Consider the following 16,730-nt stretch of genomic DNA (forward strand, 5'->3'; position numbering starts at 1 on the left):
TTGTATGGCGAGAAATTGTGCGCGTCAACCCGCAAAACACCCCCTCTGCCTCCGAAAACTTTGCGCGATTTTCCGCTCATGCTATACTACGCAGGCTGTAAGGTGAAAACAACGAGCCCCCGGCCTTGCGAGCGGGCCGACGGGTGTTAGGATGAGGAGGCTTTTCATGGCGCTCGATAAAGCACAGAAAGAAGCAATCATCAAGGAATTTCAGCGTTTTGAAGGTGATACGGGTTCGCCCGAAGTGCAAATTGCCTTGTTGACGGCTCGTATCAACTACCTGACCGAACACCTCAAAGTACACAAACACGACCACCACTCACGCCGTGGGCTTCTCAAACTGGTAGGCCAGCGCCGCCGCTTGTTGCGCTACCTCCAGCAGAAGGATTACCAGCGCTACAAGGAAATCATCGAGCGGCTGGGCCTGCGCAAGTAAGGTGTGTTGGTTGGAGCATGATGTGATGGCCTGAAAAGCGAGTAGATGGCAATCCCATCTGCTCGCTTTTTCGTTTGCCAACACTCGCCCTGGCCTTGGCGGGGGTAGGGATTGGAGAGAGCCTCGAAGGCTCTTCGCGGTTCTTTCCAGTACCTACCTCCAGGGCCAGGCGAGGAAGAAACAACAATGAAGGTTCTGGAGGAGGATCTATGGACGTTCAAAAAATGACGCAAGAACCCAAAACGTACACCACGACGCTCGGCGATAAGGAAATCATCATCCAAACCGGCTTGCTCGCACCGCAAGCCGACGGCGCCGTGACGGTGCGCATGGGCGATTCGATGGTGCTGGTGACAGCGGTTGCGGCGAAAGAGCCGCGCCCCGGTATCACCTTTTTCCCGCTGACGGTGGATTTTGAAGAACGCCTCTACGCCATCGGGCGTATTCCGGGCAGTTTCTTCCGCCGCGAAGGGCGCCCCAGTGAGTCGGCGATTCTTTACAGCCGCCTGATTGACCGCTCGCTGCGCCCGCTCTTCCCCAAAGGCTTCCGCAACGATGTGCAAATCATCGTCACGCCGCTCAGTTATGACCAGGAGCACCCGCTTGACACGCTGGGCGTGATTGGGGCGAGCGCCGCGCTGAGCATCAGCGGGATTCCCTTTGAGGGCCCCATCGGGCACGTGCGCATCTCACTGGATGACGAGGGTAACTTCCTGATCAACCCCACCGTTTCGCAGTACGAAAACAGCCGCCTGGATTTGCGCGTTTCGGGCACCGCCGACGCCATCAACATGGTGGAATGCGCCTCGAACGAAGTGGACGAAGAAACAATGCTCCGCGCGCTCGAACTGGCGCACCGCGCCTTCCAGCCGGTGATTGCCCTGCAAAACCGCATGAAAGCCGAAATCGGCAAGCCTGAAATGCCCTACGAAGTGTACAAACCGGGCGACGAAGTGGCGCAACGTGTGCGCGAATGGCTGGGCGGTCGTGTGGAAGAAATTATCGCCTCGGCGATGAGCAAAGAAGAGCGCAACGACGCCCTGGCGGCGTTGGGCGCGGAACTGGCCGCCTCGTTCTACGATGAGGTCACGGGCGAATACGAATTCCCCCTCGAAGACATTACCACCGTGTACGATGACGTGGTGAAAGAAACCGTGCGCCGCCGCATCCTGGAAGAAGGCATCCGCCCCGACGGGCGCAAGCCGCATGAAATTCGTCCACTCTTTGCCGCGGTCGGTCTCAGCCCACGCTCGCATGGTTCGGGGCTCTTCCAGCGCGGTGAAACACAGGTGCTCAGCATTGCCACGCTGGGGACGATGGGCGAAGAGCAAATGCTCGACGACCTGGGCGTGATGGAAAGCAAGCGCTACATGCACCACTACAACTTCCCGCCCTTCAGCACCGGCGAAGCCCGCCCCTTGCGTGGGCCCCGCCGCCGTGAAATCGGGCATGGCAACCTGGCCGAAAACGCCCTGCGTCCCATGATTCCCGACGAAAAAGAGTTCCCGTACACCATTCGCGTGGTGAGCGAAGTGCTTTCCTCGAACGGGTCTACCTCCATGGCGAGCGTCTGCGCGAGCACGCTTGCCCTGATGGACGCCGGCGTGCCCATCAAGAAGCCTGTTGCGGGCATCGCCATGGGGCTGATCAGCGACCCCGAAACAAACCGCTTCGTGGTGCTGACCGATATTCAAGGCATGGAAGACCACCTGGGCGACATGGACTTCAAAGTCGCTGGCACGCGCGACGGTATCAACGCCCTGCAAATGGATATCAAAATCAAGGGGCTGGATATCGAATTGCTGCGCCAGGCGCTGGCGCAAGCACGCGACGCGCGCCTCGCCATTCTGGATGTCATGCTCGAAACCATTCCTGAGCCGCGCGCCGAACTCTCGCCGTATGCACCGCGCATCTTCACCATGAGCATTCCTGTGGACAAGATTGGCGCGCTGATTGGTCCCGGCGGGAAGCATGTGCGCAGCATTCAGGAAGAAACGGGCGTCAAAGTGGATATCGCCGAAGACGGCACGGTCTATCTGGCGGCGACCGACGGCGAAGCCGCCAAACGCGCCGAAGAATTGGTGCGCTACTACACCGAAGATGTCGAAGTCGGTAAAATCTACACAGGCAAAGTGGTGCGCGTCACCGATTTCGGGGCGTTCGTGCAACTGCGCCCCGGTCAGGAAGGGCTGGTGCACATTTCGCAACTGGCCGACCGCCGCGTGGACAAGGTGGAAGACGTGGTCAAGGTTGGTGATGAAATCATGGTGATGGTCATCAACATTGACCCCGAAGGCAAAATCCGCCTGTCGCGTCAGGCCGTGCTGGAAGGATGGACGCTCGAAGAAGCCCAAGCCGCCGACCGTGGCTCGCGCCGCTCAAGCGGCGACGGCCGCCGTGGCGGTGGTGGTGGTCGTGGCCGCGACGGCGGCCGCCGTGGCGGCGGTGGTGGTCGTGGCGGACGCCGCTAACCACCCGACACAGACCCAACGACGGGCGAACTCAATGAGTTCGCCCGTTTGCTTTTGTCGCGAGAGAGGTCCACTGTCAACCATTATCCAGTTTTGAGGAGGAGACCCATGCAAGAAGTCGCTCAACCGATTGAACGCACACACCGCCCCACAACAACACGCATTCTCGTCACCGAACCGCTGGCCGAATCGGGGTTGGCGCTGTTGCGTGAAGAAGCCGAGGTGGATACGCGCTACAAAATTCCCCACGAAGAGTTGGTGCGCATCATTCCCGAATACGACGCGCTCATCGTGCGAAGTGGCACCAAAGTCACGCGCGATGTGATTGAAGCGGGAGAACGTTTGCGCGTCATCGGGCGTGCGGGCACGGGTGTGGATAACATTGACCTGCGCGCCGCCACTGAACGCGGGATTATCGTCGTCAACGCGCCCACCGCCAACTGTATCGCCGCCGCCGAACACGCCATCGCGCTGATGTTTGCCGTGGCGCGCAACATTCCACAAGCGCACCAAGCCATGCAACGGGGCGAGTGGGACCGCCATCGCTTCGTCGGGACGGCGGTGGTGGACAAGGTGATGGGCATTGTCGGCTTTGGGCGTGTGGGGGGTGAAGTCGCGCGGCGTGCGCGCGGCTTGGGCATGCGCGTGCTTGCCTACGACCCCTACCTTCCCCGTGAACGCGCCCAAGCGCTGGGCGTTGAACTCGTCTCACTGGAAGAATTGCTGGCAACCGCCGATTTCATTTCGCTGCACGTGCCGCTGGTGGAAAGCACGCGCAACCTCATCAACGCGGAGCGGCTGGCGCTGATGAAACCCACCGCCTACCTCATCAACGTGGCGCGCGGCGGTGTTGTGGACGAAGACGCACTGATACAGGCGCTGGACGAAGGGCGGCTGGCGGGCGCCGCGCTCGACGTGTTCAGCGAAGAGCCCCCGCGCGACACACGCCTGGCGACGCACCCCAAAATCGTCACCACGCCCCACCTGGGCGCCAGTACCACCGAAGCGCAAATCGGCGTCGCGACGGAAGTGGCGCGCGCCGTGCTCATGTCTCTGCGCGGCGAACTCGCGCCGACAACCGTCAACGCCCCCATGCTCGCCCCCGAAACCCTGCGCGAACTGCGCCCCTTTGTGGACTTGGCGGAACGCCTGGCACGGCTGGCGGTGCAATTGGTGGCGCATGGTCCCAGTGAAGTGCGCATCATCTACCGGGGAGCGTTCAACGAAGATACGCGGCTTTTGCGTGCGGCGGTCATCAAAGGCTTGCTGGAACCGATTGGCGAATACCATGTGAACTTCGTGAACGCCGATTTGCTGGCGCAACAACGGGGCTTGCGCGTGGTTGAAGAACGCCACACGGCAACCGACGGGTTGAGCGAAACCATCGAGGTGCGCCTGACCAACGGCGATTACCACAGCGTCCAGGGGGCGGTGTTGCGTGGCAGCCCGCGCGTCATCCGCATTGGTGATTTCTGGATTGATTTGGAACTGCAAGGGTGCATGCTCCTCTGCCGCAATCAAGATCGCCCCGGCATGATTGGGAAAGTCGGCGCCATTTTGGGTGAAGCCGATGTGAATATCAGTTTCATGCAAGTGGGGCGCGACCAGCCGCGCGGTCAAGCCGTCATGGCTATCGGGCTGGATGAGGAGCCGCCGGCGGATGTGCTCGACCAAATTCGCGCGATTGAAGGGATTGAGGACGTGCGTTTGGTGGAAATTTAGGCTTTGGGCGGTCGTCTCTCAGCCTGTCAGAGGAGACTCTGGCAGGCTTTTTTATTGCAAGCGCGGCGCAGGTGCAAAGCGCAAGAGGCGGTGTTGTTCGGTGTAGTAGGCAAGTTGGGCGTCAAGGTTGGGGTCTGGGGGGAGTGTGTGCATCTCTTGCAAAAGGGTTTGCGCGAGATGGTCGGCGCGGTCGAGTTGACATTGCGCATCGGCGTGTGGGGCATCGGGGGCGTACCAGGGAACACTGCTTTTCAGCGGCGCCACCACGCCAATCAGGTCAGGGAGCCACGGTTCACGCCAGCCAACGCTCAGGCAGAACGTGATGGCGCTCATCTGCTCTTCCGCCACCATGCGAAGGGAAGCCGCTTCACGCCCCAGCGCCTGCACCAGCAACACGTGGTCGGTGGGCAATGGTTCGGTGCGTGTGCCCCACCAGTGGCTCAACGCCAGCGCCAGCGGCAGGCTGACGATGTCCACCGGTGCGACGGCGTCGAAGGTCATCCCCAGCGCTTCGAGAAGCGCCACCAGGCGACGCAACGTCACGGCGATGTCGCGGAACGTGAAATCATGCGAGATGTAGGGCGGAATGTGCAAGCCGTCATCCTCGGCGGTGCCCAGATAGACCACGCCATCTTCGCGGTAGTAGTGGGCTTTCAAATCGGCGTAATCACGCTGGGGAAATTCAAGGTAGCGGCGCACACGTTGCAACGCGTTGCGCGTGAGGTCGAATTCATCGGATGATGTCGCGTAGAGCAAAGCGGTTTTCCAAACCCGTTGCGCCACGTCGAAGCGTTCCAGCGAGAAGTAGCAATCCCCCAAAAAGAAAAACGTTGCCCAATTCGGGTCTAATTGGGCAACGCGGTAAAACTCGGTGATGGCGGTGGCATAGTCGCGGCGTCGGTAGTAGAGAAAAGCGAGCGTAAAGCGGGCAACATTGTTTTCGGGCTCATCACGCAGGACGTGGAGCAAAGCGCTTTCGGCTTCAGCAAAGTGGCCGAGTTCCATGAGCAGTTGCGCGAGTTGCAAATGGGTGTGCGCATCGGGCATGAGTTCAACGGCGATACGGCACTGCTCCAACGCCTCTTCAAAGCGCCCCAGTTTGCGGTACTGGTCAGCCAGGGCGAGACGTGCAGGGCAAAAATCGGGATCCATCTCGACAGCGCGGCGGTAGGTGTCAGCGGCAGCCGAAAGGTCGCCCTTGGCTTCGTAGCGGCGGCCTTCGCGCAGCAAACGCTGTGCTACCCCTTGTCGAAAGTCGAGAATGGTCGTCACAACCTGGCTCCTCCCTGCGTGTGTGCGGCTTCGGTGTGGCTCGTCTGTACAAAGCGTAGTTACTTCCGCACAAACGCGCAAATTCAACGAACGGCGTCTCCATTCAGGCAAAAAAACGCCCGCCAACGTGGCGGGCGTTCCCAGCGTCAAGACTCCTCCGACGGCGGACCGATGACCACCAGCGATTCGCCCAGATTGACGGCTGTGCCCGGCTGCACACGCACGGTTTTGACAACACCGGCGACGGGCGCGCGCAGTTCGTTTTCCATTTTCATCGCTTCCAGAATCACGACAGGCTGGTTTTCCGCGACGGCGTCGCCGACATTGACCAGCACTTTGACAACCAACCCCGGCATGGGAGCGTCCACGCTGGTATCTCCAACGGGACCATGCGTCCCGCCGCCAAATTGCCGCAAGCGTTGCATGCGCTCGTCTTCAACGCGCACTTCGTGGCGTTCACCATCAACCAGCAAAATCCATTCGCCTTCGCCCTCGTATTCGGCAAAGACTTCGTGGGAACGGTTGGCGAGCAGCATGGAGTAAATCGTCTCGTCGCTGATGTGGACCAGGTCAACATCCACGCGCTCGCCGTCCACTTCGACAGTGCCGTCCACGTGGATGATGATTTCAACCGGTTCTTCGCGACCGTCCACATAGGTCATGTAGCGTGTACTCATCGGAGCGCCTCCATACGCGCCGCCAGACGCCAGCGGCTGGTGGTGTCATCGGTGCCCGCCACGTACACCAACGCTTTCTGTCGGCGCTGGTGCATGAGCAAGGTAGCGGCAATAGCGGCTTCCAGGCCACGCTTCTGGCTGGTTGGTTGCAGCAATTCGGGCGTGTTTTCGATAAAGGCGGTATCGTACACACCGCCGATGAAGTTGGTATTGTCCACAAGACGCCGATGGAAGGGGATGTTGGTTTTCACGCCCAGGATGCGGTATTCGTTGAGCGCACGCCGCAAACGCAAGATGGCGTCGCCGCGTGTTTCCCCATACACAACCAGTTTGGCAATCATCGGGTCGTAGTGCAGTGAGACTTCAAAGCCTTCAAAGACGCCGCTTTCGATGCGCACGCCCGGCCCCGTGGGTTCTTGCAGGCGCGTAATCACACCGATGGAAGGCAGGAAGTTGTTGAAGGGGTCTTCGGCGGTGATACGCGCTTCAATCGCCCAACCGGTCATGGTGATGTCTTCCTGCTTGTAGCGCAGGCGGCGGCCTGAGGCGATGCGCAGTTGTTCCTTGACGATGTCCACGCCCGTCACCAGTTCTGTGACGGGATGCTCCACCTGCAAACGGGTGTTCATTTCGAGGAAGTAGAAGTTTTTATCGCGGTCCACCAGGAATTCGATTGTTCCCGCGTTGGCGTAGTCCACTTCGCGCGCGAGCGCCACGGCTGTTTCGCTCATGCGGCGGCGCAGGTCTTCATCCATGAAAGGCGAAGGGGCTTCTTCCAGCAATTTTTGGTGGCGACGCTGGATTGAGCATTCACGTTCGCCCAGCGAGATGACGTTGCCATGCTCGTCCGCCAGAATCTGGATTTCGATGTGGCGACCGCCTTCGATGAGTTTCTCGATATAGACCGAATCATCGCCGAAAGCGCCCTTGGCTTCGCGGCGGGCGGCCTGGATGGCGCGGGGCAATTCCTCAGGGGTGCGGACGATGCGCATCCCCTTACCCCCACCACCGGCGGCGGCTTTCACCATCACAGGAAACCCAATGCGGTGCGCGGCTTCGATGAGTTCCTCGTCGCTCAGCCCGCCTTTGGTGCCCGGCACAAGCGGCACGCCGGCGCGTTCTGCACTTCGGCGCGCGGCGACTTTATCCCCCATCAGCGCGATGGCTTCCGGGCTTGGTCCGATGAATGTGAGCCCGGCTTCGGCGACGGCGCGGGCAAAGGTAGCGTTTTCAGCCAGAAACCCATACCCAGGGTGCACCGCATCAGCGCCGGCACGCAGGGCAACGTCAATCAGTTTGTCAATGCGCAGGTACGATTCGCCCGGCGGGGGTGGACCGATGTGGTAGGCTTCATCGGCGTAGCGCACATGCAGGGCTTTGCGGTCGGCGTCGGAATAGACGGCGACGGTACGCACGCCCAGTTCCTGACAGGCACGGATAATCCGCACAGCAATTTCGCCACGGTTGGCAATCAACACTTTCTGGAACATAGCTGTTTCCCTTTACGCTCTTCTCAACGCTCCCCAACTCAACGCTTACAGCGGGATGTTCCCGTGTTTTTTCGGCGGATTTTTGACGCGCTTGTTGCGCAGCATTTCCAGCGCGCTGATGATTTTGGGGCGCGTCTGGTGCGGTTCAATCACGTCATCAATGTACCCACGTGCAGCGGCGACGTAGGGGTTGGCAAAGCGTTCGCGGTATTCGGCGACCAACTCTTCACGACGTTTTTCGGGGTCTTCCGCTTCGGCGAGTTCGCGGCGGAAGATGATGTTCACCGCCCCTTGGGGGCCCATCACAGCGATTTCGGCGCTAGGCCAGGCGTAGTTGATATCGCCGCGCAGGTGTTTGCTGCTCATCACGTCGTACGCGCCACCGTAGGCTTTGCGCGTGATGACGGTCACTTTGGGCACGGTCGCTTCGGCATAGGCGTAGAGCAGTTTCGCGCCGTGGCGGATGATACCGCCATGCTCTTGCGCCACACCGGGCAAGAAGCCCGGCACGTCCACCAGCGTGACGATGGGGATGTTGAAGGCGTCGCAGAAGCGCACGAAGCGCGCGGCTTTGACCGAGGCGTCAATATCGAGCACACCGGCGAGAACGGCGGGCTGGTTGGCGACAATGCCCACCGAACGCCCATTGAAGCGGGCAAAGCCAATAATGATATTTTGCGCAAAGTGTTCTTGCACTTCAAAGAAGACACCATCATCCACAATCAGGCGGATGACTTCTTTCATGTCGTAGGGCTTGTTGGGGTTGTCGGGGACGATGCTGTCGAGCGCCTCTTCCATGCGCAGCGGGTCGTCGAGCGGCGTCTGGTAGGGCGGGTCCTCCATGTTGTTTTGCGGGATGTAGCTGAGCAAGGTGCGAATCATTTCCAGGCAGTGCGGTTCATTTTCGGCGGCAAAGTGCGCCACACCGCTTTTACTGCTGTGCACCATCGCCCCGCCCAATTCCTCATGGGTGACTTCTTCATGCGTCACCGTTTTGACCACGTCGGGACCGGTCACGTACATGTACGAGGTGTTTTTGACCATGAAGATGAAATCGGTGATGGCGGGCGAATAGACAGCGCCGCCTGCACTCGGTCCCATGATGGCCGAAATTTGGGGGATGACGCCGCTGGCAAGGGTGTTGCGCAAAAAGATGTCGGCGTAGCCGCCCAAGCTGACCACGCCTTCCTGAATGCGCGCCCCGCCGGAGTCCTGCAAACCGATAACGGGCGCCCCATTTTGCATGGCGAGGTCGAGAATTTTGCAGATTTTGTTGGCGTGGGCGCGCCCCAGCGAGCCACCGAAGACGGTGAAATCTTGCGCGAAGACGTACACGAGCCGCCCGTCAATCGTGCCGTAGCCCGTCACCACGCCGTCGCCGGGGATGCGGTTGCTCGCCATGCCAAAGTTGGTTTCGTTGTGCTCCACGAGCACGTCCAGTTCCTGAAAACTGCCATCATCCAACAGCAGCTCAATGCGCTCACGTGCGGTCAGTTTGCCCGCTTTGTGTTGGCGTTCGATACGCTCCGGCCCACCGCCCATGCGGGCTTGCGCCTTTCGGCGTCGCAGTTCCTCAATCTTGGGGTCGAGCGTCATGGCACCTCCTTCACGATTGTCGTTGCAATTCACGCGCCGGGACACCACCAACAAACGCGCCCGGCGGCACGTCACGGTTGACGAGGCTCATGGCGGAAACGGTCGCCCCGTCGCCAATGACAACACCCGGCAAAATAGTGCAGTTCGCACCGATACTCACATTTTTACCAATCACCACCGGCCCTTTGCGCCACTCATCCACCATAAATTCGTGCGCCAGCACCACCGAGTTGTAGCCGATGATGCTGTTGTCGCCGATGGTGATGAGCTCGGGAAAGAATATGTCGAAAACGACGGCGAGCCCCACCGAGACGGATTTGCCCACGCGCATGCCCGTGCGGCGCAGCATCCAGCGTTTGAGCGCCAGTGATGGGCAGTAGCGCGCGGCGTAAATCCAGCAAAAGTTCCACACCACACGGAGTGGATGAACGGCTTTCCACCAGTAGCTGAGCGAATTTTCGCGCCCCAACGAGGGCGAAATGAACAGTCGTTCACGCCGATGCGTCGGTTTTTCCGACATATCTCCCACCGTGAGAAAAAACCCCGCCTGCTCAGTCGGGTCACGCAGGCGGGGCGGGTTGGCTTACAGTTGCTCGCGCAAAATGTTGCGGGCAATCACCAGCCGCTGAATTTCGCTGGTGCCTTCATAGATTTCGGTAATTTTCGCGTCGCGGAAGTAGCGTTCCACAGGCAGTTCTTTGGAATAGCCCATGCCGCCGTGAATCTGGACGGCCTGGTGTGTCACGAACATGGCAGTTTCGCTGGCGTAGAGCTTCGCCATGCTGGCGAGTTTGGTGTAGCGCTCACCGGTCTGCTTAGCGCGGTCTTTCGCAATCGCCGCCTGATAGACGAGCAAGCGCGCGGCTTCAATGCGGGTCGCCATGTCCGCCAGCTTGAACTGGATGGCTTGCAAATTGGCGATGGGACCACCAAAGGCGTGGCGTTCCTTCGCCCACTTGACGCTGGCTTCAAATGCGGCTTGGGCAATGCCCAGGGCTTGCGCGGCAATGCCGATACGCCCGTTGTCGAGGATGGTCATGGCAATTTTGAAGCCTTCGCCTTCTTCACCCAAGCGATTTTCGGCGGGGCATTCGTAGTTTTCGTAGGTGCATTCGCAGGTCACGCTGGCGCGCACCCCCAGTTTGTGCTCCGGCTTGCCGGCGGTGAAGCCGGGTTTGTCGGTTTCGATGATGAAGGCGCTGATGCCTTTGTGTTTCGGCAAGTCGGGGTTGGTGCGGGCAAAGAGGATGAGCGCGTTGGCAACGGGACCGTTTGTCACCCACGATTTGCGCCCGTTGATGACGTAGACGTCGCCTTGGCGTTCGGCGCGGGTTTTCAGCGCGGCGGAGTCCGAACCGCTTTCAGGCTCGGTGAGGCTGTACGCCCCCACCCATTCGCCTGTGGCAACCGGCACGAGATACTTGCGCTTTTGTTCTTCCGTGCCAAATTGCAAGATACCTTCGCAGTAGAGGGAGTTGTTGACCGACATGATGGTGCCGTGCGCGGCGTCGGCTTTGCAAATTTCTTCCATCGCGAGGACATACGAGAGCGTATCCAGCCCAGCGCCGCCGTATTCTTCGGGCACCATGATGCCCATGAGCCCCAATTTACCCATCTGCTTGACGGTTTCCCATGGGAATTCGCCCGCTTCGTCGTACTTCGCGGCAACAGGGGCAATTTCGTTCTGTGCAAAATCACGCGCCAAATCGCGAATCATGCGCTGTTCTTGGGTCAGTTCGATATTCATGCAGTGCCTCCTTTGGGTCTCATCGCCATTGATTGTTGCGCGATATGCTGTTGTGGTTGGTCGTCCAGCCGCGCGGATTATAACAAAATGCGGGTGTGAAAGAAAGTACAGAATGAGCACCACCCAGGCGCGCCAACAAAAAACGTGCGACGCACCTGGTCGGCGCGTCGCACGTTGCACGCTGCGGACGTCGGTGTTTTAGGGGCGCTTGACCGCCAGCACCACCTCGCCACCATCCAGCGCCACGCGCTGCTGCGCGTCCACGTCGGCGGGCGGCGCGTCGGTTTTCACTTCGGTGGCAAGGGCTTCACGGGCAATGTAGTCGCGCCACTCATCCAGCACCTCCTGCACGCTGTCGCCATGCACCCAGACCACGATGCGGTCGGTCAGGTTGTAGTCGGCTTCCTTGCGCAGCTGGTTCAGGTGGCGCACGATGTCACGCGCCAGCCCTTCGCGGCGCAGGGCGTCATCAACATCGGTGGTGACGGCGACCGTGTAGGGACCTTCGGTGACGACGGCGTAGCCGGGCGCGTCCAGCGTTTCCACGGTGGCTTCATCGGGTGCGATTTCGAGCGTTTGCCCTTCGACCGTGACGGTGGCGGTTTGCCCCGCCAGCAACGCCCGCGCAATGGGGGTGTTGTCTTCGGTGTTCAGGTATTCGCGCAGGGCTTTGAAGAGTTTGCCGTACTTGGGACCCAGTTTGGCGGGGTTGGGACCCACTTTGTAGGTCGCCAACTCATCGCTGGATGCAAAGCGCAGTTCCTTCACGTTCAACTCGTCCAGCAGAATGGCTTGCATTTCGGGATTTTCGAGCGCCGCGCGTTCCTCGGCGGGCAAGCTGACCACCACCGCGCGCAACGGCTGGCGCACTTTGAGTTGGGCTTTGTTGCGGGCGGACAAGCCGAGACTGGCAATCGTCTGCACAAGCGCCATCTGCTCGTTCAACGTTTCGTCAATAAGCGCGTCGTCCGCCACGGGGAAGTCCGTCAGGTGGACGCTCTCCGCAGCGTCGGGGCGCACACGGCGCACCAGGTTTTGCCAGAGGTTGTCCGCCAGGAAGGGCGTGAAGGGCGCGAGCAATTGGCTGAGCAGCACCAGCGTTTCGTAGAGTGTGGCAAAGGCGGCGGCGTCGCCGTCCCAGAAGCGGCGGCGGTTGCGGCGCACATACCAGTTGGAGAGTTGGTCAACGAAGGCGTCAATCGCGCGCGCTGCGCCGGTGGCGTCGAACCCATCCAGTTTGGCGTCCACCGTCTTGATGAGCTGGTGCAGCTCGCTGAGCAACCACTTGTCCATGAGGGGGCGCTCCGCCACGGGCGGCGTTTCCCCCGTTGCGGGGTTCCAGTCGGCGATGTTGGCGTAGGTGACGAAGAAGGCGTAGGTGTTCCAGAGTGTCAGCAAGAAGCGGCGCACCACCTCTTCCACCACGTTGACGCCAAAGCGGCGTTCCGCCCAGGGGGGCGCGGAGACGAAGAAGTACCAGCGCACGGCGTCCGCACCATGGACATTGAGCACGTCCCACGGGTCTACCACGTTGCCCTTGCTCTTGGACATTTTTTGCCCTTCTTCGTCCAGAATCAGCCCGAGCACCACGCAGTTTTTGTAGGCGGGCTGGTTGAAGAGCAAGGTGCTAATGGCGTGCAGGGAGTAGAACCAGCCGCGTGTCTGGTCAACGGCTTCACAAATGAAGTCGGCGGGGTACTGCTGTTTGAAGATGTCTTCGTTCTCGAACGGGTAGTGCCATTGCGCGTAGGGCATGGCGCCGCTGTCGAACCAGACGTCAATCACTTCGGGCACGCGGCGCATGGTGCCGCCACAGGCTTCGCAGGCAAAGGTGATTTCGTCCACGTAGGGGCGGTGCAGGTCGAGGTCGCTCAAATCCTGCCCGGTGCGTTCTTCCAGTTCCTTCACCGAGCCAATGCAGACCATTTCGCCGCACTCGTCGCACGTCCAGACGGGCAACGGCGTTGCCCAGTAGCGTTCACGTCCCAGCGCCCAGTCAATGTTGTTTTCGAGCCAGTTGCCAAAGCGCCCATCGCGGATGTGTTCGGGCACCCAGTTGATTTTGCGGTTGTTTTCAAGCAGTTGCTCTTTGTAGCGCGTGGTCTGGATGTACCAGGTCGGGCGGGCGTAGTAGAGCAACGGCGTTTTGCACCGCCAGCAGAAGGGGTAGTTGTGGACGTAGGTTTCGGCTTTGTAGAGCAAGCCGCGCCGCTGCAAATCTTCGATGATGAGCGGGTCGGCTTCTTTGACGAACATGCCCGCCCAGGGCTTGACTTCGGGAATGAAGCGCCCTTCATCGTTGACTGTGAGCAAGACGGGCAAGCCGTACTGGCGTCCCACGTTCATGTCGTCCGCACCAAAGGCGGGCGCGATGTGCACAATCCCCGTCCCGTCTTCGATGCTCACGAAGTCAGCCGTGACGACGTAGGCGTACTCTTGTTCGACGGGCAAGAAGCGGTAGAGTGGGCGATAGTGAATCCCGGCGAGGTCTTTGCCCTTCATCTCGGCGAGGATTTCGTAGTCCCCATCGAGCACGCTCAGGCGTTCCTTCGCCAGAATGAGCACGTCGTCGCCGTGGCGCACTTTCACATAGTCAATGTCTTCGCCCACCGCCAACGCCACGTTGCCCGGCAACGTCCAGGGCGTCGTGGTCCAGGCGAGCAGGTACACGCCTTCTTCATCGGCGACGGGGAATTTCACATAGACCGAGGGGTCTTCGGTTTCGGCGTAGCCCAGCGATACTTCGTGGCTGGCGAGCGGCGTACCGCACCGCGGGCAATAGGGCACCACTTTGTAGTCGCGGTAGAGCAGGTCGCGTTCCCAGAAGTTTTTGAGAATCCACCAGATGGTTTCGATGTACGAGTTCTCCATCGTCACGTAGGGGTGGTCAAGGTCAATCCAGAAGCCGATGCGGTCGGTCAGTTCACGCCACTTTTCGACGTAGCGGAAGACCGATTCGCGGCAGAGTTTGTTGAATTCAGCCACCCCGTACTCTTCGATTTGCTTTTTGCCCGTCAGCCCCAGTTGCTTTTCCACTTCCAGTTCCACGGGGAGCCCGTGCGTGTCCCACCCCGCTTTGCGGAGCACGTAGCGCCCCTTCATGGTGCGGTAGCGTGGGAAGATGTCTTTGTAGACACGTGTCAGCACGTGCCCGATATGCGGCAAACCGTTCGCCGTGGGCGGTCCTTCGTAGAAGACCCAGGGCTCCGCTCCTTCGCGCTGTTCGACGCTTTTTTCAAAAATGCGGTTTTGTTTCCAGAAGTCGAGAATACGTTTTTCTTCTTCAACAAACTGTGGTTTATTGGAAACCGGCTCGAAAACAGTCATTGACTCCCTCCTTTTTGAGGATTTTTGCGCTCAGTGCCCCAACCAGTGCACACTGTTGCTCCGATCGTGATGCGTGATACGCCAGCCCCCAAACTGATTGAGCAAGGCAAGCGCCTCATCGCGCAACGCCGCCATGCGGGCGTCGCGGGCTTTCCAGCGCCCGCTCAACTGCTGAACCACCAGGTCGCTGTCGCCGCGCACTTCCAGCCGATAGGCGGCGGGGTCTTTTCCATGTGCGCGGATTTTGTCCAACAAGAGCCGCACGGCTTCGATGAGCGTCTTGTATTCGGCTTCGTTGTTGGTCAAACTGCCCTCAAAGTCGAAGCGTTGCACTTTGCGTTGTCCCGTATCCGTGCGCACAAGCATGGCGCTTCCGTAGCCTTTGCCGGGGTTGCCCTTGCTCCCTCCATCGAAAATCAGCACATAATGCACGTCTTGCGGCCAGGTTGCGGCGCCTGAAGCCGCAGGGCGCAGGTGTTGCGCGGCACGCAAAGCCTCGGCAAGGTCGTTTTCCTGCCACAAGCGTGCGAACAACGTGCGCCGTTCCTCTTCGCTCAGCGCCCGAATGCGCGCCAGGATGTCGTCCATGCGATTGGTGCTCATCGGCTTACCACCCTCGTCGCGTCAAATGTGCCGTGTAGGCGGGCGTTTGGGCTTGCAATAGCATTCCCGCGTCGTCCAGCCAGAGCGTCGCGCTGAAATCGTCGCCGCTGAGCGTGTAGCGATGCGCGGCAATGGGCTGACCGCCCAGCGTCAGCGTCTCCGTTTCAGGCGGGGCGATGTGCAGCGTGCGTTCTTCCCAATGCAGGCGTCCCCCCGGCGCGGCTGACACCACCAGGGCGGAGACGTCGCCCCTGGGGGGCGACTGCCAGAGAGGGACCGCCGCAAACGGCGTCAGGACGATCTGCACGGGGGGAATCGCCTGGCGTCCCGCCACACGGTTGTCGGCAATCAGCACGCTATCGTCAAAGAAGGTGTAGGTCTGCTCGTGGCGACCGTCCGCCAGGGAGACACGCACTTGCAGGCGGTCAAGCACGCCCGTCGGCGAGAGGATGACATGCACCAGGCGCGTGTGCGCGCCCGTCTGCTCAATGCGCACCAGTCTGCTGCCGTCGGGTGCGCGGTAGTGCTCCCACGTTTCGAGATACGCGCCGCTGGCGTCTTCGACCTGCGCCGTGCCGCTTTGCACTAGCGCTTCCCCTTTGCGCGGCGGGTGAAGATAGTTCACAGTCCCTCCTCCAAGGCAATCATCAGGCGCTTGTTGATGCGCCCCTTGCTTTTGTAGCCCACAATTTTGATGGCGCCGACTTCGCGGGTGTTGGCGACGTGCGTGCCACCGTCGGCTTGCAAATCCAGCCCCACAATTTCCACCACACGCACTTCCTGAATGTGCGGCGGCAAGAGGTTGATTTTGGTGCGAATCAAGTCGGGAATTTGGAAGGCTTCTTCACGTGGGAGAATCGCCACGCGCACTTCACGCGCGGCGGCGACTTCGGCGTTGATTTTTTCCTCGATTTCCTGCACAAGGTCTTTGTGCAAGTGCTCAAACTCAAAATCCATACGCCCCCGACCCGGCTCCATGTTGCCGCCCGTCACCTGCGCGCCGTAATCGCGCCAGACGACGCCGCACAAAATGTGCATGGCGGTGTGGGTGCGCATGAGCAGGTAGCGCCGCTCCCAATCCAGCACACCATGCACAGGCGCGCCCAGCGCAGGGCGCGCGTCGCCTTCAAGCAGGTGGACAATCTGCCCATCGAGGCGCTTCACGCCCACCACGCGGTAGGTGTTGCCTTCGGCGTCTGTCAGCATGCCCGTGTCGGCGGGCTGCCCGCCGCCGCCCGGATAGAAGGCGGTGCGGTCGAGCACGACACCTTCATCGCGCACGGCGCGCACCGTGGCGTCAAATTCTCGCAGATAACTGTCCATTTGGTAGAGCAACTCGGTCAAGGGAGCCTCCTTTTCGCATCAAAAAACGCTCGCCCCGTCAAGGGA

Annotated in this window: 13 protein-coding genes and 1 other annotated feature (1 of these 14 running past the window's edge); of the genes, 3 read left to right on the forward strand and 10 right to left on the reverse strand. The window is 60.4% G+C overall.

All coding sequences use genetic code 11. The annotated features are described in order from the left end of the window. The first annotated feature begins 166 nt into the window (after nt 1-166). From rpsO to serA, 3 genes are all read left to right on the forward strand, one after another. Complete coding sequence (gene rpsO, locus SE16_RS08890; protein ID WP_054493167.1) at nt 167-436, forward strand: 30S ribosomal protein S15; 270 nt, start codon at nt 167-169, stop codon at nt 434-436. Between the two features lie 209 nt (nt 437-645). After that, complete coding sequence (locus SE16_RS08895; protein ID WP_082374270.1) at nt 646-2,907, forward strand: polyribonucleotide nucleotidyltransferase; 2,262 nt, start codon at nt 646-648, stop codon at nt 2,905-2,907. 108 nt (nt 2,908-3,015) lie between these two features. Continuing rightward, nucleotides 3,016-4,629 (forward strand): phosphoglycerate dehydrogenase, encoded by a 1,614-nt coding sequence (serA, locus tag SE16_RS08900; protein WP_054493168.1) that lies wholly within the window; start codon nt 3,016-3,018, stop codon nt 4,627-4,629. A 51-nt stretch (nt 4,630-4,680) separates the two neighbouring features. On the opposite strand, the gene SE16_RS08905 is transcribed toward serA, so the two are convergent. From SE16_RS08905 to alaXM, 10 genes are all read right to left on the reverse strand, one after another. Continuing rightward, on the reverse strand, nt 4,681-5,901 hold the full coding sequence (locus SE16_RS08905; RefSeq protein ID WP_054493169.1) for a tetratricopeptide repeat protein: 1,221 nt from the start codon (nt 5,899-5,901) through the stop codon (nt 4,681-4,683). Nucleotides 5,902-6,047: 146 nt separating this feature from the next. Further along, a complete protein-coding gene (locus SE16_RS08910; RefSeq protein ID WP_054493170.1) occupies nt 6,048-6,578 on the reverse strand; it encodes a biotin/lipoyl-containing protein in 531 nt (176 codons plus the stop codon). Then, complete coding sequence (accC, locus tag SE16_RS08915) at nt 6,575-8,068, reverse strand: acetyl-CoA carboxylase biotin carboxylase subunit (protein WP_054493171.1); 1,494 nt, start codon at nt 8,066-8,068, stop codon at nt 6,575-6,577. The genes SE16_RS08910 and accC overlap by 4 nt, the downstream gene beginning before the upstream one ends. A 45-nt stretch (nt 8,069-8,113) precedes the next feature. Then, a complete protein-coding gene (locus SE16_RS08920) occupies nt 8,114-9,664 on the reverse strand; it encodes an acyl-CoA carboxylase subunit beta (RefSeq protein ID WP_054493172.1) in 1,551 nt (516 codons plus the stop codon). A gap of 10 nt (nt 9,665-9,674) precedes the next feature. Then, nucleotides 9,675-10,184, reverse strand: coding sequence for an acyltransferase (locus SE16_RS08925; RefSeq protein WP_060687493.1), 510 nt, complete (start codon nt 10,182-10,184; stop codon nt 9,675-9,677). Between the two features lie 63 nt (nt 10,185-10,247). Then, a complete protein-coding gene (locus SE16_RS08930; RefSeq protein ID WP_060687495.1) occupies nt 10,248-11,411 on the reverse strand; it encodes an acyl-CoA dehydrogenase in 1,164 nt (387 codons plus the stop codon). A 198-nt stretch (nt 11,412-11,609) separates the two neighbouring features. Beyond that, the gene (gene ileS, locus SE16_RS08935; protein WP_054493173.1) at nt 11,610-14,738 is read right to left on the reverse strand and encodes an isoleucine--tRNA ligase; all 3,129 of its coding nucleotides are present in this window, start codon (nt 14,736-14,738) and stop codon (nt 11,610-11,612) included. 30 nt (nt 14,739-14,768) lie between these two features. Continuing rightward, the gene (locus SE16_RS08940) at nt 14,769-15,341 is read right to left on the reverse strand and encodes a ribonuclease HI family protein (RefSeq protein ID WP_054493174.1); all 573 of its coding nucleotides are present in this window, start codon (nt 15,339-15,341) and stop codon (nt 14,769-14,771) included. 4 nt (nt 15,342-15,345) lie between these two features. Next, nucleotides 15,346-15,966: a hypothetical protein gene (locus tag SE16_RS08945; RefSeq protein WP_054493175.1), complete on the reverse strand. Its 621-nt coding sequence runs from the start codon at nt 15,964-15,966 to the stop codon at nt 15,346-15,348. Continuing rightward, nucleotides 15,963-16,685: an alanyl-tRNA editing protein AlaXM gene (gene alaXM, locus SE16_RS08950; RefSeq protein ID WP_152918127.1), complete on the reverse strand. Its 723-nt coding sequence runs from the start codon at nt 16,683-16,685 to the stop codon at nt 15,963-15,965. Before alaXM ends, SE16_RS08945 begins: the two co-directional genes overlap by 4 nt. A gap of 37 nt (nt 16,686-16,722) precedes the next feature. Further along, nucleotides 16,723-16,730 (reverse strand) — a binding site (T-box leader); it runs 241 nt beyond the window's last position.

It is taken from the genome of Ardenticatena maritima (genome assembly GCF_001306175.1).
GTDB lineage: Bacteria > Chloroflexota > Anaerolineae > Ardenticatenales > Ardenticatenaceae > Ardenticatena > Ardenticatena maritima.

What these genes read in the sequence shown, in the direction of transcription:
- rpsO (WP_054493167.1), top strand. Translation starts at nt 167, where the DNA reads ATGGCGCTCGATAAAGCACAGAAAGAAGCAATCATCAAGGAATTTCAG.
- SE16_RS08895 (WP_082374270.1), top strand. Translation starts at nt 646, where the DNA reads ATGGACGTTCAAAAAATGACGCAAGAACCCAAAACGTACACCACGACG.
- serA (WP_054493168.1), top strand. Translation starts at nt 3,016, where the DNA reads ATGCAAGAAGTCGCTCAACCGATTGAACGCACACACCGCCCCACAACA.
- SE16_RS08910 (WP_054493170.1), bottom strand. Translation starts at nt 6,578, where the DNA reads ATGAGTACACGCTACATGACCTATGTGGACGGTCGCGAAGAACCGGTT.
- accC (WP_054493171.1), bottom strand. Translation starts at nt 8,068, where the DNA reads ATGTTCCAGAAAGTGTTGATTGCCAACCGTGGCGAAATTGCTGTGCGG.
- SE16_RS08920 (WP_054493172.1), bottom strand. Translation starts at nt 9,664, where the DNA reads ATGACGCTCGACCCCAAGATTGAGGAACTGCGACGCCGAAAGGCGCAA.
- SE16_RS08925 (WP_060687493.1), bottom strand. Translation starts at nt 10,184, where the DNA reads ATGTCGGAAAAACCGACGCATCGGCGTGAACGACTGTTCATTTCGCCC.
- SE16_RS08930 (WP_060687495.1), bottom strand. Translation starts at nt 11,411, where the DNA reads ATGAATATCGAACTGACCCAAGAACAGCGCATGATTCGCGATTTGGCG.
- ileS (WP_054493173.1), bottom strand. Translation starts at nt 14,738, where the DNA reads ATGACTGTTTTCGAGCCGGTTTCCAATAAACCACAGTTTGTTGAAGAA.
- SE16_RS08940 (WP_054493174.1), bottom strand. Translation starts at nt 15,341, where the DNA reads ATGAGCACCAATCGCATGGACGACATCCTGGCGCGCATTCGGGCGCTG.